The sequence below is a fragment of the Micromonospora sp. ZG13 genome, assembly GCF_059359355.1.
Genome location: NZ_JCADBQ010000009.1, coordinates 108,286 through 129,657, shown reverse-complemented (window position 1 = coordinate 129,657; position 21,372 = coordinate 108,286). Strand labels below are relative to the sequence as shown.

At 75.1% G+C, this 21,372-nt stretch carries 16 protein-coding genes; 10 read left to right on the top strand and 6 right to left on the bottom strand.

Features of this window, described 5'->3' with window-relative positions:
- Positions 1-39: 39 nt before the first annotated feature.
- The 4 genes from AC5L34_RS19730 to AC5L34_RS19715 all read left to right on the top strand — a co-directional run bounded on the left by AC5L34_RS19730 (position 40) and on the right by AC5L34_RS19715 (position 3,418).
- A complete protein-coding gene (locus tag AC5L34_RS19730) occupies positions 40-690 on the top strand; it encodes a TetR/AcrR family transcriptional regulator (RefSeq protein WP_441177686.1) in 651 nt (216 codons plus the stop codon).
- A gap of 61 nt (positions 691-751) precedes the next feature.
- Positions 752-2,077, top strand: a complete 1,326-nt coding sequence (locus AC5L34_RS19725) for a flavin-containing monooxygenase (protein ID WP_441177687.1) — start codon at positions 752-754, stop codon at positions 2,075-2,077.
- Positions 2,074-2,898, top strand: a complete 825-nt coding sequence (locus AC5L34_RS19720; protein WP_441177688.1) for an SDR family NAD(P)-dependent oxidoreductase — start codon at positions 2,074-2,076, stop codon at positions 2,896-2,898. The genes AC5L34_RS19725 and AC5L34_RS19720 overlap by 4 nt, the downstream gene beginning before the upstream one ends.
- A gap of 10 nt (positions 2,899-2,908) precedes the next feature.
- On the top strand, positions 2,909-3,418 hold the full coding sequence (locus AC5L34_RS19715; protein ID WP_441177689.1) for an NUDIX hydrolase: 510 nt from the start codon (positions 2,909-2,911) through the stop codon (positions 3,416-3,418).
- A 35-nt stretch (positions 3,419-3,453) separates the two neighbouring features.
- Here the strand turns inward: AC5L34_RS19715 and AC5L34_RS19710 are convergent, their stop codons facing one another.
- From AC5L34_RS19710 to AC5L34_RS19695, 4 genes are all read right to left on the bottom strand, one after another.
- Positions 3,454-5,703, bottom strand: a complete 2,250-nt coding sequence (locus AC5L34_RS19710; protein WP_441177690.1) for a glycosyl hydrolase family 95 catalytic domain-containing protein — start codon at positions 5,701-5,703, stop codon at positions 3,454-3,456.
- Positions 5,700-6,758 carry a LacI family DNA-binding transcriptional regulator gene (locus AC5L34_RS19705; protein ID WP_441177691.1) on the bottom strand — a complete coding sequence of 353 codons (1,059 nt, stop codon included), beginning with the start codon at positions 6,756-6,758 and terminating at the stop codon, positions 5,700-5,702. Before AC5L34_RS19705 ends, AC5L34_RS19710 begins: the two co-directional genes overlap by 4 nt.
- A complete protein-coding gene (locus AC5L34_RS19700; protein ID WP_441177692.1) occupies positions 6,755-9,208 on the bottom strand; it encodes a glycoside hydrolase family 3 C-terminal domain-containing protein in 2,454 nt (817 codons plus the stop codon). Before AC5L34_RS19700 ends, AC5L34_RS19705 begins: the two co-directional genes overlap by 4 nt.
- A 228-nt stretch (positions 9,209-9,436) precedes the next feature.
- Positions 9,437-10,657 carry an ROK family transcriptional regulator gene (locus AC5L34_RS19695; protein WP_441177693.1) on the bottom strand — a complete coding sequence of 407 codons (1,221 nt, stop codon included), beginning with the start codon at positions 10,655-10,657 and terminating at the stop codon, positions 9,437-9,439.
- A gap of 192 nt (positions 10,658-10,849) precedes the next feature.
- On the opposite strand from AC5L34_RS19695, the gene AC5L34_RS19690 reads away from it, so the two are divergent.
- The 3 genes from AC5L34_RS19690 to AC5L34_RS19680 are packed head-to-tail and all read left to right on the top strand — an operon-like array spanning position 10,850 to position 14,483.
- Entirely contained in the window at positions 10,850-12,517 is a 1,668-nt protein-coding gene (locus AC5L34_RS19690; RefSeq protein WP_441177694.1) for an extracellular solute-binding protein, read from the top strand.
- Positions 12,514-13,524 (top strand): ABC transporter permease, encoded by a 1,011-nt coding sequence (locus AC5L34_RS19685; RefSeq protein ID WP_441177695.1) that lies wholly within the window; start codon positions 12,514-12,516, stop codon positions 13,522-13,524. Before AC5L34_RS19690 ends, AC5L34_RS19685 begins: the two co-directional genes overlap by 4 nt.
- The gene (locus tag AC5L34_RS19680; RefSeq protein WP_441177696.1) at positions 13,521-14,483 is read left to right on the top strand and encodes a carbohydrate ABC transporter permease; all 963 of its coding nucleotides are present in this window, start codon (positions 13,521-13,523) and stop codon (positions 14,481-14,483) included. The genes AC5L34_RS19685 and AC5L34_RS19680 overlap by 4 nt, the downstream gene beginning before the upstream one ends.
- 49 nt (positions 14,484-14,532) lie before the next feature.
- On the opposite strand, the gene AC5L34_RS19675 is transcribed toward AC5L34_RS19680, so the two are convergent.
- On the bottom strand, positions 14,533-16,872 hold the full coding sequence (locus AC5L34_RS19675) for a TIM-barrel domain-containing protein (protein ID WP_441177697.1): 2,340 nt from the start codon (positions 16,870-16,872) through the stop codon (positions 14,533-14,535).
- A gap of 161 nt (positions 16,873-17,033) precedes the next feature.
- Here AC5L34_RS19675 and AC5L34_RS19670 point away from each other — a divergent pair, with 161 nt between their 5' ends.
- A complete protein-coding gene (locus tag AC5L34_RS19670) occupies positions 17,034-19,070 on the top strand; it encodes a beta-galactosidase (protein WP_441177698.1) in 2,037 nt (678 codons plus the stop codon).
- Positions 19,071-19,154: 84 nt separating this feature from the next.
- Here the strand turns inward: AC5L34_RS19670 and AC5L34_RS19665 are convergent, their stop codons facing one another.
- On the bottom strand, positions 19,155-19,805 hold the full coding sequence (locus AC5L34_RS19665) for a LysE family translocator (RefSeq protein WP_441177700.1): 651 nt from the start codon (positions 19,803-19,805) through the stop codon (positions 19,155-19,157).
- A gap of 131 nt (positions 19,806-19,936) precedes the next feature.
- Here AC5L34_RS19665 and AC5L34_RS19660 point away from each other — a divergent pair, with 131 nt between their 5' ends.
- Both AC5L34_RS19660 and AC5L34_RS19655 read left to right on the top strand, forming a co-directional pair.
- Positions 19,937-20,485: a GNAT family N-acetyltransferase gene (locus tag AC5L34_RS19660; RefSeq protein WP_441177701.1), complete on the top strand. Its 549-nt coding sequence runs from the start codon at positions 19,937-19,939 to the stop codon at positions 20,483-20,485.
- 62 nt (positions 20,486-20,547) lie between these two features.
- Positions 20,548-21,015 carry a DnaJ family domain-containing protein gene (locus AC5L34_RS19655; protein WP_441177702.1) on the top strand — a complete coding sequence of 156 codons (468 nt, stop codon included), beginning with the start codon at positions 20,548-20,550 and terminating at the stop codon, positions 21,013-21,015.
- Positions 21,016-21,372: the final 357 nt, after the last annotated feature.

Below are 21,372 nucleotides of genomic sequence, written 5' to 3'. Positions count from 1 at the left end.
ATCCAACGGATGCTGGATTGTAGGGGCAGAATGGCGGCCATGACCATGCCCCGCCGCCGACCCGGGCGGCCCCGCCGCGAGGAGACCCGACCCACCCGGGAGGTGGTGCTCGCCGCCGCGACCGCGCTGTTCGCCCGGCGGGGCTTCGACGCCGTCGGGCTGCGGGAGGTCGCGGCGGCGGCCGGCGTCGACGTGGCCACGGTCTCGCACCACACGGGTACGAAGGCGCAGCTCTACGACGCCTGCTTCGCGCGGGTCTTCGACGCCGAGCGCGACGTGCTCGAGGCGGCGGCGGTGCGCGCCCGGCAGGCGCTCGACAGCGGGCCGACCGAGGTCCGGCGGGCGCTGCACGACCTGGTGGACGTGTTCGTGGACTTCCTGGAGGACCGGCCGGAGACCACCGCGTTGTGGCTGCGCCGCTGGCTGGAGCCGCAGCGGCACGCCGAACTCGACGAGCGCTACGCCGCGCCGCTGTACCGGCTCGTCGCGGACCTGCTCACCGCCGCCGCGGGGGCCGGCGCGCTGGTCGAGCCGGCGCCGCACGTGACGGTGCGCAGCCTGGTGTGGGCGGTGCACGGGCACGTGGTGGCCCTGGCCGCGGGCGGGGGTTCGCAGGCGCGCCAGCGGCGGGAGTTCCGCGCCTTCGTGCACCGCTTCCTCGACGGGCTGTACGGGCCGGCGACGCCTTGACGTGCCGAGGCGTACCGGGCCATTATCCAACGCACGTTGGATTAACGGGAAGGAGCCGGCGATGGGTGCGCAGCCGTCCGTGGCGGTCATCGGCGCGGGTGCGGCCGGACTGGCCACCCTCAAGGCCCTCGCCGACGCCGGCGTGCCCGCCGTCGGCTTCGAGGCGGCCGGGCGGGTCGGCGGCCTCTGGGTGTACGGGGCCCCCGGCTCGCCGGCGTACCGGACCCTGCACCTGAACACCAGCAAGGCGCGCACCGAGTTCGCCGACCACCCGATGCCGGCGCACTGGCCGGACTACCCCGACCACGCCCGCGTCGCCGGCTGGCTCACCGACTACGCCGACCGCTTCGCCCTGCACGACGCGGTACGGCTGCGGCACACCGTCGAGCGGGTCGAACGCGGCGGCGACGGCCGCTGGAGCGTGCACGCCGCCGGACCCGACGGCCCCGTCGACGTCAGCGTCGACGCCGTCGTCGTCGCCAACGGCCACAACCGGGTGCCGAAACCGCCCACCCCCACGCCGCCGGGCGCCTGCACCGCCGAGCAGCTGCACAGCCACGCCTACCGGGGGCCCGAGCAGCTCGCCGGCCGGCGGGTCCTGGTCGTCGGCGGCGGCAACTCCGCGATGGACATCGCCGTGGACGCCTCCTACGCGGCCCGGCGCACCCTGCTGTCACTGCGTCGGGGCGTCTGGGTGGTGCCGAAACACCTGCTGGGGCGCCCGTCGGACACCCTCAACGGCGCCCTGGCCCGGCGGCTGCCGTGGCGGCTGCGCCAGCGCATCACCCAGCGGCTGCTCACCGCGACCGTCGGCCCACCCACCCGCTACGGCCTGCCCGCCCCCACCCACGGCTTCCTCCAGGACCACCCGACGCTGTCCGACGGGCTGCTGTCGCGGCTGACCCACGGCGAGATCGAGCCCCGCCCCGGCATCGCCGGCTTCGACGGCGAGCGGGTCACCTTCACCGACGGCCGCGTCGACGAGGTCGACCTGGTGATCTGGTGCACCGGCTACCGGGTGCAGGTCCCCTTCCTCGACCCCGCGCTGCTCGGCGACGGCGCGGACACCCTGCCGCTGTACCGGCACGTGTTCCACCTCGACGCGCCCGGCCTGGCGTTCGTGGGGCTGATGCAGTCCACCGGCGCCGCGTTCCCACTGGTCGAGGCGCAGGCCAAACTGGTCGCCGCGCAGCTGTCCGGCCGCTACGCGCTGCCCGAGCCGCACGCGCAGCGCGCCGCCTGCCGGGCCGAGCTGCGCGCCGCCACCGCCCGCTGGGGGCAGCGCCGACCCGCCATGCGGGTGGACTTCGACGCGTACCTGGCAGAACTGAGACGGGAACTGGTCGCCGGCGCCCGCCGCGCCCGCGCCACCGGAGCCGCGACATGAGCGCCCTGCCGGGCCGCCGGGTGCTGGTGACCGGGGCCAGCGGCACCTTCGGCCGGCACCTGTGCGCCGCGCTCACCGCCGCCGGGGCACGGGTCGTCGGCGTCGACCGCCAGGCCGGCACCGTCGACGGCGTACCGGTGCTCGGCTGCGACCTGACCGACCCCGCCGCCGTGACACCGACCGTCGCCGCCGCCGTGGAGCGCCTCGGCGGGCTGGACCTGCTGGTCAACAACGCCGGCGTGGGCGGGCCCGCCCCGGCGGAACTGCCGCCGGACGAGGTGGTGCGCCAGCAGTTGGAGGTGAACCTGCTCGCCGCCTGGCGGACCACCGCCGCCGCGCTGCCCGCCCTGGAGGCCGCCCGCGGCCGGGTGGTCTTCGTCGCCAGCCGGATGGCCCTGCTGCCGCTGCCCCTGGCCGCCGCGTACGGGGTCAGCAAGCGGGCCCTGGTCGCCTACGCCGACGCGCTGCGCCACGAGGTGGGCACCCACGTCGGGGTGAGCGTCGTCTACCCGAGCATGGTCGCCTCACCGATCCACGACAGCACCGCCGACGCCGGCCTGTCCCTGCGGGCAGTGTCCCGTCCGGAACCGGTGCAGGGGGTCGTCGCGGCGATCCTGCGCGCCGCCACCGCCCGGCGGGTACCCCGGGACGTGGCCACCACCCGGCGGGGGCGCCTCGAACTGGCCCTCGCCCGGCACGCCCCGGCGCTGGCCGACCGGCTCGTGCGCCGTACCGTCGCCGCCCGGATCGCCGCCGGTGACCTGGACGCCGCGCCGCTGGCCGCCGGGATGCTGCGCCGGCACCGCGCCGGCACCGGCTAGGGTGGCCGACGTGCCCATCCCCCCGTACGTCGCCCGGATGCGCGCCCAGATCGGGCACGACCTGCTCCTGCTGCCCGGCGTCAGCGCGGTCGTGCGCGACGACGCCGGGCGGGTGTTGCTGGCCCGGCGCGCCGACAACGGGCACTGGTCGGTACCGGCCGGCATCATCGACCCCGGCGAGCAACCCGCCGACGCCGTCGTGCGGGAGGTGTACGAGGAGACCGGCGTGCACGTGCGCATCGAGCGTCTCGCCGGCCTCGCCACCCATCCCGTGGTCTACCCCAACGGCGACGTCTGCGAGTACCTGCAAGTGTGGTTCCGGTGCCGGGTGGTCGGCGGCGAGCCGCGCGTCAACGACGACGAGTCCATCGAGGTGGCCTGGTTCGACCCGGCCGACCTGCCCGAGGTCAACGACTGGGTGCGACTGCGCGTCGACACCGCGCTGCGCGAGGACGCCCCCGTCTGGCATGCCGCGCCCGGCGAACGGCATCCGGCGCTCGGCCGGCCCGACGCGCTCTGAGCGTGGCCCGCCCGTAGGTGGCCGGGCGCACGAGATCACCGCTGCCCGGCCACCGCCCGTTGCTCCGGCGCGCCGAAGGCCACCTCGACCGGCGTCGCCGCCACCAGGTCCACGTCGCGCCCGCCGTACGGGCTGCGCACCCGCAGCCGCTGCGCGACAGGGGAGAGCAGGCGGACCCGCACCCGCCCCGGCGACCAGGACAGCTCCTCGACGCCGACGCGTCCCCGGCAGGCCACGCCGCGCAGCACCCCGGCGTCCAGGCCCGGCAGCGGGGCCGGCAGCAGCCGCAGCAGCCCCGGACGCGACTGCACCAGCGCCTCGATCAGCACCGCTGGCAGGGTGTGCGCGGCGTCGGCGTTGTAGGTCACCAGACCCGGGTTGTGCGCGCTCATCAGGGACCGGAAGAACATGTCGTTGCCGAGGATCTTCCGCAGGTTCGCGGCGGTCAGGGCGCCGTCGCGCAGGCGGGCGGCGGCCAGCGCCCGGTGCAGGCTGCCGTGCGCCGACAGGTTCTCGTCGCCGCGCAGCGTCAGCGCCCGGTGCGCGGCCCGCGCCAGCTCGGGGGTGTCGTCCGGGTCGATCTCGTCCAGCGGCCACACCGGGTAGAGGTGGCTGACGTGCCGATGATCGTCGTCGCCGTGGTAGCCGGGCCAGGCCCACTCGGCCAGCGCGCCGCGCCCGTCCACCCGGTACGCGGGCAGCCGCCGCCGCAGCCCCGCCCACCGGTCGACGCCGCTCACCTCGGCGGCGGTGCGCAGGGCGTGCCGGGCGGCGGCGATGTCCATCGTGGCGTTCACGGCCACGTGCACCGCCCGCCCCCGTTCGTCGTACGGGCCGGTCTCCGCCGAGTACGACGGCACGAGCACCACCGTGCCCGCCTCGTCGGTGACGGTGAGGACGTCGGAGAAGAAGTCCGCCACCTCCACCAGCCAGCCGGCGACCTCCCCGAGGGGCGCGCCGGTGACCAGATGGTGCTCGTACAGCGGGTGCAGCAGCCAGTGCGCGCCGGGCAGCCACGCCGCGAACGGCCAGTCCTCGTGCAGGTGGAACAGGTGCCCGTGCTCGCCGTCGGTACGGCTCGGCGCCAGCAGGCCCCGGGCGCCGTAGATCGCCCGCGCGTTGCGCCGCCAGTCGTCGACCTGCCCGCGCACCAGGTTCGCGTGCGCGGCGGTCACCTCCGGCAGGGCGCCCACGTTCGCGCCGGCCAGTTGCAGGTTCAGGTTGGCGTCGGTGGTGAAGTCGCCGGCCCAGGCGGCGTCCCACGAGCCGAGCCACAACCCGGTCAGCCGGGGCGGCAGCACCCCGCTGGAGCTGAGCAGCAGGTACCGCCCGGCGTGGAACACCCGCTCCAGCAGCGCCGGGCACAGCGTGCCCGGGTCGGCGTTCTGCGCCGCGATCAGCTCACCCACGGGCAGGTCCCGCTGCGCGGCCGGCACCGCCAGGTCCAGGCTCACCCGCCGGTAGGCACGTCCGTGCAGCGCCACGTGCCGGCCCAGCAGCCTGTCGTAGTCGGCGTCGGCGTGGGCGGCCAGCAGCTCCTCCAGGTCGCCGGTGCGCCACGGCGGTGTGTCGGGCCGGTCGAGCGCCGTCATCAGCAGCGCCGGGCCGCGCACCACTACCCGGTCGCCGCCGACGACCGCCACGTCGCCGCGCAGCAGGGTGAGCCCCTCGAAGCCGTACGCGCCGCCCGCGTCGGGGTAGCGGCCCCGTACCCGCAGGAACACCAGACCGCCCCGGCGGTACGCGGCGACGGTGTAGCGCACCGACTCCGGCCGGCCGGGCAGCTCGCCGGTGACGCCCACCTCGCAGGCGCCCGCGTTGACGTGGGTGACCACCAGCGCGTCGGCCCGCGAGACGAACGAGCGCCGCCGCCCGCCCGCCCACTCGACGACGACCTCCCCGGTGCCGAACTCGGTGCGCCGCCGGTAGTCGTCGACCGGACCGGGCGCCACGGCGTCGATGGTGAGGGCGAAGCCGGGATGGAACGACTGTGTCCAGCGCAGCACCCCGTCGCCGGCGAGCAGCCGACTGGCCTCGGCGCGCCGGCCGGCGAGGATCAGCTCGCGCACGCGCGGCAGCAGGGCGGCCAGCTCGGGCGGCCGGGCGTCGCGGGTGCCGTTGGGCAGGACGAAACGGTGGTGGTTGACGACGATGCGCTCGGCGTGCGGCCGGCCGTACACCATGATGCCGGCCTCGCCGTTGCCGGAGAGGAAGGCGTCCTCCCAGCGGGTGGCGGGGGCGGTGTCGACGATGCGGTGCACGGCGGGCGGTGGCCCGCCCGTCACCGGCCGGTCCTCGCCGTCGGGGCGGGAGCGGCGGTGCTGTCGCGTACGGTCAGCCGGGGCGGCAGCAGGGTGACCTCCGGCACGGCCTCGCCGTCGAGCTTGCCCATCAGCAGCGCCACGGCCCGCGTGCCGATCTCCTCGGCGGGCACCGGCACGGCGGTGAGCATCGGGCTGGCCTGCTCGGCGAAGCGGTCCGGGCAGACGGCCACCACCGACACGTCGCGCGGCACCCGCCGGCCCAGGGCGGGCAGCGTGGCCAGCACCGGATCCACGGCGGCCTCGTTCTGCACGATCAGACCCGACACGTCGGGGTGGCGTTCCAGCAGGTCGGTGAGGCTGCGGCGGACGGCGACCGCGCCCTCCTCGCAGGGCAGCGTCACCGCGTCGACGCCGTGCCCGGCGGCGGCCTCGACCACGCCGGCGCGGGTGCGGTGCGCGAAGCCCGTACCCCGGTCGTAGACGGCGGCGGGCGCGCCGAGCAGCGCCACGCGCCGGTGCCCCAGCCCCGCCAGGTGCGCCACGCACGCCCATCCGGCCCGGTGGAAGTCCAGGTCCACACAGGTCAGGCCGCTGGCGTCGGCGGGCAGACCGATCAGGACGCTGGGCCGGGCCAGCTCCCGCAGCAGCGGCACCCGGGGGTCGTCCAGCTCCACGTCCATGACCAGGACGCCGTCGACCAGGGCGGTGGCGGCGACGCGCCGCAGGCCGGCGGGGCCCTCGTCGGAGGTGACCAGCAGCACGTCGTGGTCGAAGCGGCGGGCGGTGGTGACCACGGCCATGGCGAACTGCATCACCACGGGCACCTGCATCCCGGCGCGCAGCGGCAGGACCAGCGCGATCACGTTGGCGCGGCGGCTGGCCAGGGCTCGCGCCCCGGCGTGCGGGTGGTAGCCGAGCAGCCGGATGCTGGCCAGCACCCGGTTGCGGGTGACCTCGGAGATGGCGCGCTTGCCGCTGAGCACGTACGACACGGTGCTCACCGCGACCCCGGCGTGCCGGGCGACGTCGGCGATGGTCGGCTGCTCCGGCGACGGGCGCCCGCGCGAGCCGCTCACCGCGCCCGCCCCGACGCCGGCACCGCCGCCCGGCCACCGGCCGTCTCGTCGCCGCGTACGGCGAGGGCGCCGACCAGCCGCACGTCGCGCGCGGAGCGTCCGACGAGGACGGTGTGGGTGGCGTCCTCCACCACCCGGCGGCCCCGCGTCTCGTCCCACCAGCTCAGCTCGGCGGTACGCAGCCGCAGCCGGACCACCTGCCGCTGCCCGGGCGCGAGGCTGACCCGGGCGAAGTCCCGCAGCTGGCGCAGCGGCTGCTTGACGCGGGAGCGGCGCTGGCGCGTGTAGAGCTGCACGATCTCCTCGCCGGGACGGTCGCCGGCATTGGTGACCTCGACGCTCACCTCGACCTCCTCGCCTGCGGTGGCCTCGGCGGCGCTCAACCGGAGGCCAGCGTAGTCGAAGCGGGTGTAGCTGAGCCCGTGGCCGAACGGGTACAGCGGGTCGCCCCGGTGGTACAGGTAGGTGGCGTCGGAGCCGATCACGTCGTAGTCGAGCAGGTCGGGCAGCTCGGCGGCGTCGGCGTACCAGGTCTGGGTGAGCCGGCCGCCGGGCTCGGCGTCGCCCACCAGCACGTCGCCCAGCGCGGTGCCGTGTTCCTGGCCGCCGTGCGACGACCACAGCACCGCCGGCAGGTGCGCCTCGGCCCAGCCGACCGCGTACGGGTAGCTGCTGGTGAGCACCAGCACGGTGCGCGGGTTGGCGGCGTGCACGGCCCGCAGCAGGGCCTCCTGCCCGGCGGGCAGGGCCAGGTCGACGCGGTCCTCGGTCTCGCGGCCGTTGACCATCGGGTGGTTGCCCAGCGCCACCACGGCCACGTCGGCGTCGGCGGCCAGGGCGGCGGCCTCGGCGGCCCCGTCGACCAGCAGGTCCATCGTGAACCGGGTCGCGTCGTCCGGCGTCGGGGCGTCGGCGCGCAGCCGTCCGTGCGCGTCGGCGGTGACGTACCGGCCGGAGGCGAGGTGGTGCAGCAGCACGGTGCCGCCGGGGCCCTCCTGGAGGCGGAAGGTCTCCCGGACCACCCAGCCGCCCGGCCCCGGCCGGTCGTTGGCGAGCAGACCGGCCTCGTCGGCCCCGACGTGGCGGCCGTTGCCCACGGCGCGCAGCGCCACCACGTCGCGTCCCCAGTCGAAGACGTCGAACGCGGCGGCGTCGGCGCCGAGGCTCAGCGGGCCGCCGTCGGGGCTGTCCGGGCAGCCGACGTACCGCCCGCCGACGCGCAACGCGATGCGGTCGGCGCCGGGGTGGGTGGTGACGGCGGCCAGCCGCCCGACGAGCCCCTGGTACGCGGTGACCGCGTACGGCGGGGTGCCGCTGTACCAGTCGGTGTGCACGGCGTCGGCCAGCGGGCCGAGCACGGCCACCCGCAGCGTCGGGTCGGTGAGCGGGAGCAGCCCGTCGTTGCGCAGCAGCACGATCGACTGACGGGCCGCCTCCCGGGCCAGGTCGCGGTGCGCGGGGCGGCCGACGGCGTCCGGCGCGACGCCCGCGAAGGGGTCGTCACCCGGCGGGTCCAGGTCGCCGAGGCGGACCCGGACGGTGAGGATCCGCCGCACGGCGCGGTCCACGTCGGCGGCGGTGATCAGCCCCCGCTCGATCGCCTCGGTGAGCCGCGCAACGGTGGGGGCGCTGTCGGCGTCGTCCTCGGTGAAGCTGTCGATGCCGGCGCGCAGGGCGGCGGCGTAGCCGTCGACGTGGTCGGGCAGGTGGCCCTGCACCCCGGCGATGTTGCTCACCGCGCCGGCGTCGCCGACCACCATCAGCTCTTCGGGCGCGAAGCGGCGCAGCTCGTCGGCGATGAGCGGGCTCAGGTGGGCCGGCACCCCGTTGACCAGGTTGTAGGAGGCCATCACGGCGACGGCCGCGCCGGCGGCCAGCGGGGCGCGGAAGGCGGGCAGCTCGTACTCGTGCAGCACCCGGGGGGACAGGTCGCTGGAGGTGGTGGCCCGGTCGGTCTCGTTGTTGTAGCCGAGGAAGTGCTTGATCGTCGGCGCCGTACGCAGCCGATCAGGGTGCCCGCCGCGCAGCCCTTCGGCGTACGCGGTGGCGAGCCGGCCGGTCAGCCACGGATCCTCGGACCAGCCCTCCTCGTTGCGTCCCCAGCGGGGGTCGCGCAGCGGGTTGACCACCGGCGCCCAGACGTTGAGGCCGACCCGCCCGGGGTCGGCGTGGTGCTTGGCGCGCACCTCGTCGCCGACGGCGGCGCCGACGGCCCGGACCAGCTCGGGGTTCCAGCTGCTGGCGAGGCCGAGCGCCTGCGGGAAGACGGTGGCCTCGCCGAGCCACGCCACCCCGTGCAGCGCCTCGGTGCCGGTGCGGAACGGGGGCAGGCCCAGCCGGGGCACGGCCGCCTGCCACTGGTGCAGCAGGCCGAGCTTCTCCGGCAGGGTGAGCCGGCCCAGCAGGTCGTCGACGAGGGCTTCCGGGGCGGGGGCGTGGTGGTGGGTCATGGGTCGGGTCGCCTTCCGTGGGTCCGCCCGACGCCTGTGTCGAAGCGCTTCGACGAACGGTGGCGCGAGCGGCATCGCCGTGTGAGGGGGTGGCGGTCGCCGGCCCGGAAGCGGTGAAGCGCTTCGACGACTGCCCGAGACATGCCGCCCGGGTGCCCGAACCACGAGGCGGCGGTTCGAGGTTGGCACCCGGGGCCGGTGGCGGTCAAGGCCCGGCGGGTCCCGGGATCACGCCGCGGGCAGCCGCCCCGACTCGACGGCGGCGAGGGCGGCGGTGGCGCCGCCGAGCGCGGTGGCGGACGAGTCCAGGGTGGAGGCGTCGAGCAGGCAGCCGCCGGCGGCCGGGGCGTGGGTGCGCGCGGCGAACTCCGTCCGGGCCGCCGGCAGCAGCCAGGGGGCCAGGGCCGCGAAGTGCCCGCCGACCACGACGGCCTGCGGGTTGAGCAGGTTGGCCAGCACGGACGCGGCGTGCCCGAGGTGGCAGCCCACGTCGGCCAGCCCGGCCAGGACGGTGGGGTCGTCCTGGCGGGCCAGCGCCTGGATCCGCTGGATCTCGGGCAGGAAGTCGGTGACCGGCCCGTCCTGCCGGGTGTCGGGCAGCAGGCGGCCGACCACCGCCGGCAGCCCGGCGTACGCGACCAGGCAGCCGCGCCGACCGCAGGCGCAGCCGGGGCCGGCCGGGTCGAGCGTGAGATGCCCGACCTCGCCGGCGAACCCCCGTGCGCCGCGCAGCAGCCGGCCGTCGGCGACGATCCCGGCGCCGACCGAGGCGCCGCCGGTGAGATGCACGAGGTGGGCAGCTCCGGCGTACGCGCCGTGGCGGTGCTCGGCCAGGGCGGCGAGGTTGGCGTCGGTGTCGACGTCGACGGCGAGGTCGGGCTCGCGCAGCGCGGCGCGCAGGTCGGCGGCGAGGGCCACGTCCCGCCAGTTGAGCGCGGTGGCCCGGGGCACGGCGCCGTCGGCGTTGACGAGGCCGGGCACGCCCACACTCAGGCCGAGGACGCGGCGGCCCTGCCCGGTCAGCCGGGTGATCGCCCGTCGGGCCAGGGCCGCCAGCGCGCGTACGGTCTCGGCGGGGGAGGACGACGGCGCGGCGAAGGCCCGCCGCCAGGTGAGCAGCCGGGTGCCGGCCAGGTCGGTGGCGAGCACCACCAGCTCGTCGGCGCCGATCTGCATGCCCAGCGCCGCGTACGGGGCGCCGTCGAGGACGAGCATCGTCGCGGGGCGGCCGACCCGGTTCTCGGTCAGCCCGGTCTCGCGCAGCAGTCGCCGCTCGACCAGCTCACCGACCAGGCTGGACACGGTGGCCTTGTTCAGCCCGGTGTGCGCCGCGATGTCGGCGCGGGAGCAGGGCGCGTGCCGGCGGACGTGGCGCAGCACCACGGCACGGTTGGCCGTCCGGACGTCGCCGAGGTCGCTCGGCCGCGGTTCGTTGTGGCTGCTGATCACGATCTGTCCGCTCCCTGGACGACGGTGCGAGATCCCGGTGGTGCCGCGCGCCCCATCATCGCGTACGTCGCGGGGGCCGCTGTCTTGTGGGACGGATCACCGTCGATTAGTTTGTTCGGCTAGAACACCAACTAATTCTAGCCGCACCCGCGCGGTCCGCGATACCGCCACCGAAGATGAAGGGAGTGCGCCGTGAAGCCGTCCCCGCCGGGCGCATCCACCGACCGCCGGTCCCTGCTGCGCCTGCTCGGCCTCGGCGCCGCCGCGACGATGGGCGGCGCCACCCTGGCCGGTTGCAGCAAGGAGGCCGGCAGCAGGGGCAGCGCCACGAAGGCCGACGCCATCCGCTCGGTGCTGCCCAGCCACAAGCCGGCCCAACTGCTGCCGCCCGACATCCCCGGGCAGGGGCCGATCCCCGACGGCTACCTCAGCTACCCCCGCACCCTCGTCGACGCCGTCACCGAGCAGCCCGGCCGGGGTGGCCCACCGATCCGCACGATGAGTCCGTGGTGGGGGCCCGCCCCGCCCACCGTGGGCCGCAACTCCTACCTCGCGGCCGTCAACGCCAGGCTGGGCGTCGAGGTGCACCCGAGCCTTCAGGACGGCAGCACGTACGCCGACAAGCTGAACGCGATGCTCGGCGCCCGCGACGTGCCGGACCTGCTCAGCGCCCCCAACTGGGAGGTCGACAAGGTCGCCCGGTTCTCCGACGCGGTCAAGGCGCTGTTCGAGGACCTCACCGACCACCTCAAGGGCGACGCCGGCGCGAAGTACCCCTACCTGGCCGCCCTGCCCACCGGCGCCTGGGAGTACTCGGTGTGGGGCGGGCGGCTGTACGCGGTGCCGTTCCCGACCGACGGGCCGTTCGCGTACGCCCTGTTCCACCGCGCCGACCTGCTCGCCCCGGCCGGCCTGGCGGCGCCGACGTCCCCCGAGGAACTGCACGAGTTCGGCCGCAAGGCCACCGATCCCGCCAAGGGGGTGTGGGCCTTCGGCAGCGTCTTCGAGATGGTGCAGCAGTTCTTCGGCTGCCAGCAGATCTGGCGCAAGAAGCCCGACGGCGGCCTGGAGCACAAGTTCGAGAACCCGGCCTTCGCGGCCGCCCTGGAGTTCACCGCCAAGCTGTTCGCCGACGGGCTCGTGCACCCCGACACCGTGGCCAGCAAGGGCGCCGACGAGAAGCAACTGTTCAAGGCCGGCAAGATCCTCATGTACCAGGACGGCCTCGGCGCCTGGCAGGGCATGCAGGGCGAGCGGGTCAAGGAGCTGCCGAGCTTCGACATGCAGCCGCTGCCGGTCTTCGGCGCCGCCGGGGCGCAGCCGGTCGTCTGGGGCAGCGAGAAGCCGGTCTTCTACACCTTCGTCAGGAAGGGCCTGGGCGCCGAGCGCGTCGACGAGATGCTGCGGGTGCTCAACTGGTGCGCCGCGCCCTTCGGCAGCCGCGAGTTCGAGCTGCGCGAGTACGGGGTGGAGGGCAAGCACTTCACCCGCGCGGCCGACGGCAGCCCGATTCCCACCGAGCTGGGCCGCAAGGAACTGGGCGCGCAGTACACCCACATCGGCGGCCGGGTCCCGGTCAAGGTGCGCAGCGGCGACACCCCCGACTACGTACGCGACTACCTGGGCTACTACCAGAAGAACATCGCCCTCATGGAGAAGGACCTGTTCGCCGGCATCAAGCTGGAACTGCCCGCCAACTGGTCGAAGATCATCCAGCCGACCGACGACAAGATCCGTGACATCCTGCGGGGCCGCCGCCCCGTCGGCGACCTGGCGCAGGTCCGCAAGGAGTTCCTCGCCGCCGGAGGCGAGGAAGGGCGCGCGTTCCACGAGAAGGCGCTCGCCGACAACGGCCGATGAGCGCCCCGGTCACCACCGACGCGCCGGCGGCCGGCGGCCAGGCCCCGCCCGCCGGCCGTACGCCCCCGGTGCGGGCCCGGCGCGGCCTGCGCGACCGGCTGCGCCGGGACTGGCCGCTGCTGGCGATGACGGCGCCGGCGGCGGCGCTGCTGCTGGTCTTCCACTACCTGCCGACGCTGGGCAACGTCATCGCCTTCCAGGACTACAACCCGTTCGTCGGCGACGACCCCGTCGAGGCGTTCTGGCACAGCGAGTGGATCGGCTTCGGCAACTTCGAGGCGCTCTTCGGCGACCCGCTGTTCTGGGACGCCGTGCGCAACACCCTGACCATCACCGCGTTCCAGCTCGTCTTCTTCTTCCCGCTGCCGATCCTGCTGGCCATCCTGCTCAACAGCCTGGTCTCCGCGCGGCTGCGCGGCTTCGTGCAGAGCGTGGTCTACCTGCCGCACTTCTTCAGCTGGGTGCTCGTGGTCACGTTCTTCGTGCAGATGCTCGGCGGGGCCGGGCTGCTGGCCCAGGAGATGCGCGAGGCCGGCATGCAGCCGTTCGACGTCATGACCAACCCGGACACCTTCATCGTGCTGGTCACCGCCGAGGCGGTGTGGAAGGACATCGGCTGGGGCGCCATCGTCTTCCTGGCCGCGCTCGCCGCGATCGACCCCAACCTCTACGAGGCGGCGGCGGCCGACGGCGCGGGCCGGTGGCGGCGGCTGTGGCACATCACCCTGCCGGGCCTGCGCCCGGTGATCGTGCTGCTGCTCATCATGCGCCTGGGTGACGCGCTGTCGGTCGGCTTCGAGCAGTTCATCCTGCAACGCGAGGCGGTCGGCCGGGAGGCCGCGGAGGTGCTGGACACGTTCGTCTACTACCAGGCGATCAGCACCCAGCAGTGGGGGCTCGGCGCCGCCGCCGGGCTGTTCAAGGCCGTCATCGGGCTGGTGCTCATCCTCACCGCCAACAAGGTGGCGCACCGGCTCGGCGAGCAGGGGGTGTACGCCAAGTCATGACCGCGCAACTCGGTGGCGCCGCGGTGGCGCCGACCCGCCCGGATCCGCACCCGCGACGACGGTCGCGGCGCCCCGCCTGGCAGGAGCCGCCCACGGTGCCGGGCACCGTGGCCAAGGCGGTGGTGCTCACGCTGCTCGTCGCGGCCGTGCTCGTGCCACTGTGGGCGGTGCTGGTGACCAGCCTCGCCTCGCGGGACACGATCGACGCCGCGGGCGGGATGGTGATGGTGCCCCGCGAGATCGACCCGTCGGCGTACGTGACCATCTTCAGCGGCGGCCAGATCAGCCGGGCGGTGTGGATCAGCACCCTCGTCACGGTGCTCGGCACCACGGTGAGCCTGGTACTCACCGTGCTGGCCGCGTACGGACTGTCGCGACCCGGGTCCGTGGGGCACCGGGGGCTGCTCTTCTTCTTCCTGCTGACCTTCCTGATCTTCCCCGGTCTGGTGCCCAGCTACCTCGTGGTCACCGGCCTCGGGCTCAAGGACAGCATCTGGTCGCTGATCCTGCCCAGCGCGATCAGCGTGTTCAACCTGGTGGTGATCCGGGCGTTCTTCATGAACGTGCCCGGCGAACTGCTCGACAGCGCCCGCATCGACGGGGCGGGGGAGTTGCACATCCTGCTGCGCATCGTGCTGCCGCTGTCCAGGGCGGTGATCGCCGTCGTCGGCCTCTTCTACGCGGTCGGCTACTGGAACGCCTACTTCAACGCGGTGCTCTACATCGACGACAACGACAAGTTCCCGATCCAGCGGGTGTTGCAGAGCTACATCCTCGCCGGGCAGTCGCCGAACGTGTCCGGGGCGGCGGTCAGCCTGCCCGGCGTCACCGCGTACCCGCCGACGCTGGCGGTGAAGATGGCGGTGGTGGTGGTGACCGTGATCCCCGCGGTGGTCGTCTACCCGTTCGTGCAGCGGCACTTCACCAAGGGCGTCATCACCGGCGCGGTGAAGGGCTGAGCGGCCCCGTGCGGCGCCCGACCCGTTGCGGGTCGGGCGCCGCCGCGCCTCAGGCCGGATCGGGCAACCAGGCATCGAAGGGCGCCGGGGGCACCGGCTCGCCGTTGAGCAGCAGCCGGGCGGGGGTGGCCGCACCGGCCACGCTGACGCGCGTCACCCGTAGCGGCCCGTCGGTGTCCACCCGCAGGGCGTCGCCGTCGCGTACGGCCGTCACGACCGTGTCGCCGTCGACGTCGTGCAGCACGGCGCGGGCGTCGACGGCGCCCCAGCTCACGATCGTGACGTCGCGGAACGGCCCGTCGCCCACCGTGTCGCCCGCCGCGACCACCGGTACGAGCGCCCCGTGGCGGACGTAGAGCGGCAGCCGGTGCGCCGGCACGTCCACCCGCAGGTGCCGCCCGCCCGGGTGCCGTTCGCCGGTGGCCGCGTCGATCCAGTCGTCGCCCACCGGCAGGTAGACGTCGCGCCGCCCGGACGGGTCCGTGACGGGCGCGACCAGCAGGTCGGTGCCGAGGCGGTACTGAAGGTCGGTGGTCCAGGCCGTCGGGTCGTCGGGGGTGTCCACCAGCAGCGCGCGCATCATGGGCGCCCCGTCGGCGGCCGCGCGCACCGCCACCGACCACAGGTACGGCATCAGCCGGTAGCGCAGCCGCAGGGCGGCGACCGCGTCGCGTTCGGCCTCGGCGGGGAAGTCCCACGGCAGCCGGCTGGTGGTGCCGTGCAGGCGCACCAGCGGCGACAGCGCGCCGAACTGGGTCCAGCGCACGTAGAGCTGCGGCGTCGGGGTGCCGTGGAAGCCGCCCGTGTCGTGGCTCCAGAACGGCACGCCGGACAGCCCGTGCGACAGCCCGCCGCGCAGCGTGCTGGCCAGCCCCGGCCAGGTGGCGTTGACGTCGCCGCTCCACTGGGCACTGTGCCGCTGCCCACCCAGGTACGACGAGCGGGCCCACACGGTGCGGTGCCCGGTCACCTCCTCGGTCACCCTGGCGACCACGTCGTTGAACAGCAGCGCGTACACGTTGTGCAGCTCGACGCCGGTCATGCCGTTGTGGGCGACGGCGTCGACGGGCACGCCCTCGGCGAAGTCGGTCTTGAACACCGCCACCCCCTGCTCCAGCAGGGGCCGCAGCAGCCCGGCGAACCACTCGACGGCGGCCGGATTGGTGAAGTCCACGATGGCGCTGGCCGGGTGGCTGCCGTGCCAGACGTCGGCGACGTACGGGCTGCCGTCGGCGTGGCGCAGGAAGTAGCCGGCCTCGGCCGCCTCGGCGTAGAGCGGGCTGTCGGTCATCAGGTACGGGTTCATCCACAGGCAGACCCGGAAGCCCTGCCGCGCGAGGGTACGCAGCATCGTCGTCGGGTCGGGGAACGCCTCGTCGTCCCACCGCAGGTCCGACCAGCGGCCGGCGACCTGCCAGTAGCAGTCCAGATGCAGCACGTCGCAGGGGATGCCCCGCTCGCGCAGCAGGCGGGCCCGTTCGAGCACCCGTTCCTGCGAGTCGGGGAAGAAGCCGGAGGAGACCCAGGCGCCGAACGCCCACTTCGGCGGCAGGTACGGCCGGCCGGTGAGCCGGTCGAAGCGGTCCAGCACCTCGGCCGGCGTCGGGCCGGCCAGCACGTAGTAGTCGAGCAGGTCGTCGGGGACCAGGAGCTGCACGCTGCTGTGGGTGGACTGGCAGACGTCGAACTGCACCGGCAGCCCGCTGTCGACCAGCACCCCGTAGCCCCGGTCGGACAGGTAGAACGGCACGTTCTTGTGGGAGCGGTCGGACTCGCCGCCGAAGGCGTCGAAGTTCCACATCAGCGCCCGTTGCCCCCGCTTGTCCAGCGGGGTGAACTTCTCGCCGAAGCCGACGAAGCGTTCGTCGCCGGGGGCGACGAAGCTCTCGTGCCAGGCGACGGGGGCGCCGTCGACGGTGGAGCGGCCGAACGGCAGGGTGCGCCGCCGGCCGCTGATGTCGCGGGTGCCCCGGTCCTGGTCGAGCAGCAGCCGCCCGTCCGGGCCGAGGAAACGCAGGTGCCACGGGTCGAGCCGGATCTCGGCGACCACGCCGCCGGCGTCGACGCGGACGTGGACGTCGTCGACGGTGACGGTCGCGGGGTGGGCGCCGGGGTGCACCAGCGGCAGCGCCCGGGCGCTGCGGCTGCGCGCCTGCGGGTCGTCAGCCAGGCGTACGCGGATGACCCCCTCGCCGGCGGCGTCGACGCGCAGCGCCATGCTCGCGCCGTCGGAGAGCGCGGCCTTGAACGTCACCCCGTGCGGGTCGGTCGCGACGACCTCGGCCCGGCCGACGACGGCGGCCCCGTCCTCACCGGGTCCCCGCACCGGCAGGTCGGGTGGATCGGCCACGAACGTCTCGTACGGCACCAACGGCGGTCGGTAGGGCATCGGCGTCTCCTCCAGGCTGGTTCCGACGGCACCGCCAGTTTCTTTGGCTTCCCAACTAACTGTCAACGACGACCTTCGCTGCGGCGGTGGAGCATCGCCGTTGACAGGCGAAAACTCGATCAATATTTTGGATGCTTCTCCAACAAATTGGCGGTGGGGCGATGTGGGGTGGCGGTGGGCTGCGCTACGGCGGCGACTACAACCCCGAGCAGTGGCCGGCCGAGGTCTGGCGCGAGGACGTCGCCCTCATGCGCCGCGCCCGGGTCAACCTGGTCACCGTCGGGGTGTTCGCCTGGTCGCGGCTCGAACCGGAGCCCGGGCGCCACACCTTCGACTGGCTCGACCAGGTGCTGGACCTGCTACACGACGGCGGCATCTCCGTCGCCCTCGCCACCCCGACGGCGTCGCCCCCACCCTGGTTCTCGCTGGCGCACCCCGACGCGCTGCCGGTGACCGCCGACGGCGTACGCCTGCACCACGGCAGCCGGGACACCTACTGCGCCGCCGCGCCCGCCTACCGGGCCGCCGCCCGGGCAATCGCCGCCGCCCTCGCCGAGCGCTACGCCCACCACCCGGCCCTCGCGCTGTGGCACGTGCACAACGAGTACGGCACCACCTGCCACTGCGCCCACACCGCGCGGGCGTTCCGGCGCTGGCTGGCCGAGCGGCACGGCGACCTCGACGCCCTCAACGCCGCCTGGGCCACCAGCTTCTGGAGCCAGCACTACACCGACTGGGCGCAGGTCGACACCCCACGCGCCACGCAGTACCTGGCCAACCCGGGACACCTGCTGGACTTCCGCCGCTTCTGGTCCGACACCCTGCTCGCCGCGTACGCCGAGCAGCGCGACCTGCTGCGCGCCGCCAACCCGACGATTCCGATCACCACCAACTACGTCCTCGGCGACTGGGTCCCCGTCGACCACGCCCGCTGGGCCGCCGAGGTGGACATCGTGGCGATCGACCACTACCCGGACGCGGTCGACGGCGGCGCCGAGGAACAGAGCGCCCTCGCCGCCGACCTGGCCCGGGGCTGGGCCCGCCACGGCGCCGGCGGCGACCGGTCGGCGCCGTGGCTGCTGATGGAGAGCGCCCCGAACCAGATCCACACCGGCGGGCGGATGCACGCCAAGGAACCCGGCCGGATGACCCGGCACAGCCTGTCGCACGTCGCGCGTGGCTCGCGGGGGGTCATGTTCTTCCAGTGGCGGGCCCCGGCGGGCGGGGCGGAACGCTTCCACTCCGCCCTGGTTCCCCACGCCGGCCCGGACACCCGCGTGTTCCGGGAGGCCGTCGACCTCGGCGCGACGCTGGAGCGGATCTCGGAGGCGGCGGTCGGCACCGTCGACGCCGACGTCGCGATCGCCTGGGACGCCGCCAGCGGCTGGGCCCTGGGCCACCCGGGGATGCCGTCGCCGCACCTCGACCACCGCGACGAGGTGGCCGCCGCGCACCGGGCGCTGTGGCGGGCCGGCTACGGCTGCGACGTGGTGCTGCCCGGCGACCGGCTCGACGCGTACCGGCTGCTGGTGCTGCCGGCGCTCTACCTGGCCTCCGGCGCCACCGCCGACTGGGTGGGCGGGTACGTGCGCGGCGGCGGCCACCTGCTGGTGACGCGGCTCAGCGGGGTCGCCGACGAACACGCCCGCGTGCGCCTCGGCGGGCACCCCGGGGCGCTGCGCGACGTGCTGGGCGTACGGGTCGAGGAGTTCCACCCGCTCGCCGACGCCCAGACGGTGCCCCTGTCGGGCGGCGGGACCGGCCGCCTGTGGGCCGAGACGGTACGCCTCGCCGGCGCGCAGCCGATGGACACGTACGCCGACGGCGTGCTCGCCGGGCTGCCGGCGGTGACCCGCCACCGCTTCGGCGCCGGCACGGCCTGGTACCTGTCCACGCGGCCCGACAACGCCACCTACCGACGGCTGCTGTCGGACGCGGCGCGGGCGGCCGGCGCGTCACCCGTCTGCCCGGCCGCCCCGGCCGGGGTGGAGGCGGTCCGTCGTCGCGGCGCCGGGGCGAGCTGGCTGTTCCTGCTCAACCACACCGACCGGCCGCAGCGGGTCCCGGCCGCCGGGATCGACCTGCTCACCGGCGCGACGGTCGACGCGCAGGTGCACCTGCCCGCCGGGGGCGCCGCCGTGCTCCGGGAGAGCGACGCCGTCAGCCGCCGTGGCGCCCCGGATCGCGCCGGCGGCTGACCCCTCGGCCGGCGACTCCCGACGCCGCTCGCCGCCGGTCCCGGCGCACGGGTGTCCGCCGCGCCGTCGTCGGCGAGCCCGGGGTCAGGGCAGGGCGACGACGGCGCGCGAGCGGTCGGCGGCGATCCGCACCGCCAGCCCCGCCAGCACCGTGCCCATCACCAGTCGCTGCACCCGCAGCCAGAGCGGCCGGCGCGCGAAGAACCCGGCGAGCGAGCCGGCGCTGAGCACGATCAACGCGTTCACCGTCAGCGCCACCACTATCTGGGTCGACCCCAGCAGCAGGCTCTGCGCCGCCACGTGACCGCGGGCCGGGTCGATGAACTGCGGCAGCAGCGACACGTAGAGGATCGCGATCTTCGGGTTCAGCAGGTTGGTGACCAGGCCCATCGTGAACAGCCGCCGCGCCCCGTCCGGCGGCAGCGGCTGCGGGGCGAACGGCGACTGCCCGCCCGGGCGCAGCGCCTGCCAGGCCAGCCACAGCAGGTACGCCGCGCCGGCCAGCTTGACGGCCGTGTACAGGGCGGGCACCAGCACGAACACCGTGGCGATGCCGGCAACCGCGGCGGCCAGGTAGACGCCGAATCCGGCGGCGACGCCGAGCAACGACACCAACCCCGCCCGTCGACCCTGGGTCACCGACCGCGACACCAGGTAGACCATGTTCGGACCGGGGGTCAGCACCATCCCCAGCGCCACCAGCGCGATACCCACCAGCGCACCCGTACCGACCATGTCGCCCCCCGTTCCGCCCGACTCGCGCCGACCCTACGCCGTGCGCCGCCGCGCCGAGAACCCGTATCCGCGCGCCCGGGCGCGCGAACGCCCGCCCCCACCGCCGGCGCCGCAACGGGCACACTGGGCCGATGCTGCGCGCGTCGGCCACCGCGACCCTGCCGGAACTGCTGCTGCGACCCTGGCGCGACGACGACGCCGACGCCCTGATCGCCGCGTACCGCGACCCGGTGCTGCGACGCTGGACCCGAGCGCCGGTGACCACCGTCACCGAGGCCCGCCGGTTCCTGGCCGCGGCACGCCGGGACTGGGCCGACGGCCGCCGCTTCAGCTTCGCGGTGCTCGAGCCGCACCCCGCCGGCGAGACCCTGGTGGCGCAGGTGGTCCTCAAGAACGTCACACGGGGCGGCGGGGACGCCGAGGTCGGCTACTGGACGGCCGCGCCCGCCCGGGGCCGGGGCGTCGCCCCGCACGCCCTGACGGCGCTCACCGAGTGGGCGTTCGACCGGTTCGCCGGCCTGCGCCGGCTGGACCTGCTGCACCAGATCGACAACCCGGCGTCCTGCCGCGTCGCGGAGAAGGCCGGATACCTCTTCCAGGAGGTGCTGCCGGCCCGACCGCCGTTCCCCCGCGACGGCCACCGGCACGCCCGGGAATGCCCGGCCCGGTCGGGGCGCTGACTTCTTCCGTCGGCCACGACCCGGTGGCCGCGTTACCGTGGGGCCGGGGGAGGTGTCGGCGGGTGGACAGCTGGGAAGCGACGGTCGAGGCGCGTATCCGCGCGGCGCAGGAGCAGGGCGAGTTCGACAACCTGCCCGGCATGGGCAAGCCGATCCCCGGCCGCGGCCAGCCGTACGACGAGTCGTGGTGGATCAAGAGCTTCCTGGAACGGGAGAAACTCCCCACCGATCTGCTGCTGCCGACGCCCCTGCAACTGCGCCGCCGCATCGAACAGGTACCCGACGAGGTGCGGGACCTGCCGACCGAGGCCTCCGTACGCGCGTTCGTCGCCGACCTCAACGCCCAGATCCTCTCGTGGCTGCGTACGCCCACCGGCCCCCGGGTCGCGGTGCGTCCCGTCAACGCCGACGAGGTGGTCCGCCGCTGGCGGGGCGAGCGGGAGAACGCCCCCGCAACGGCTCCGGCGCCGCCGGCCGCACCGCGCCGGCGAGGCTGGCGGCCACCCTGGCGGCGTCGGGTCGCCCGCTGACCTGACCGGCGTACGCCAACAGGTCGTGCGCGGCGGTGGTCCAGCAGCTCTGCCGGTGACCCTCGGTCGCCTGACCCGGCTCGTCCCACTCTGTACCCGGAACCGGATGGCGCTTGCCGGCCGCCGGCAGCGGCACTAGGGTCGCAGTCGTGACTGCCGGGTCGGCCATGGGCCACGAGCGGACAGGGCACCCGGCCGGCAGGTGAGCCGGGGGCGGGCCCGCGGCCCGCCGACGCCCCGCATCCGCCGGTGTCGACGCCACGTCCACCGCGCCGCGTATGCCGCACGCGCCTTTGCACCGTCCACGCCGGTCGTACGCCGGCGTATCCCACATCCTCGCCGCCACCGGTCGCCGGG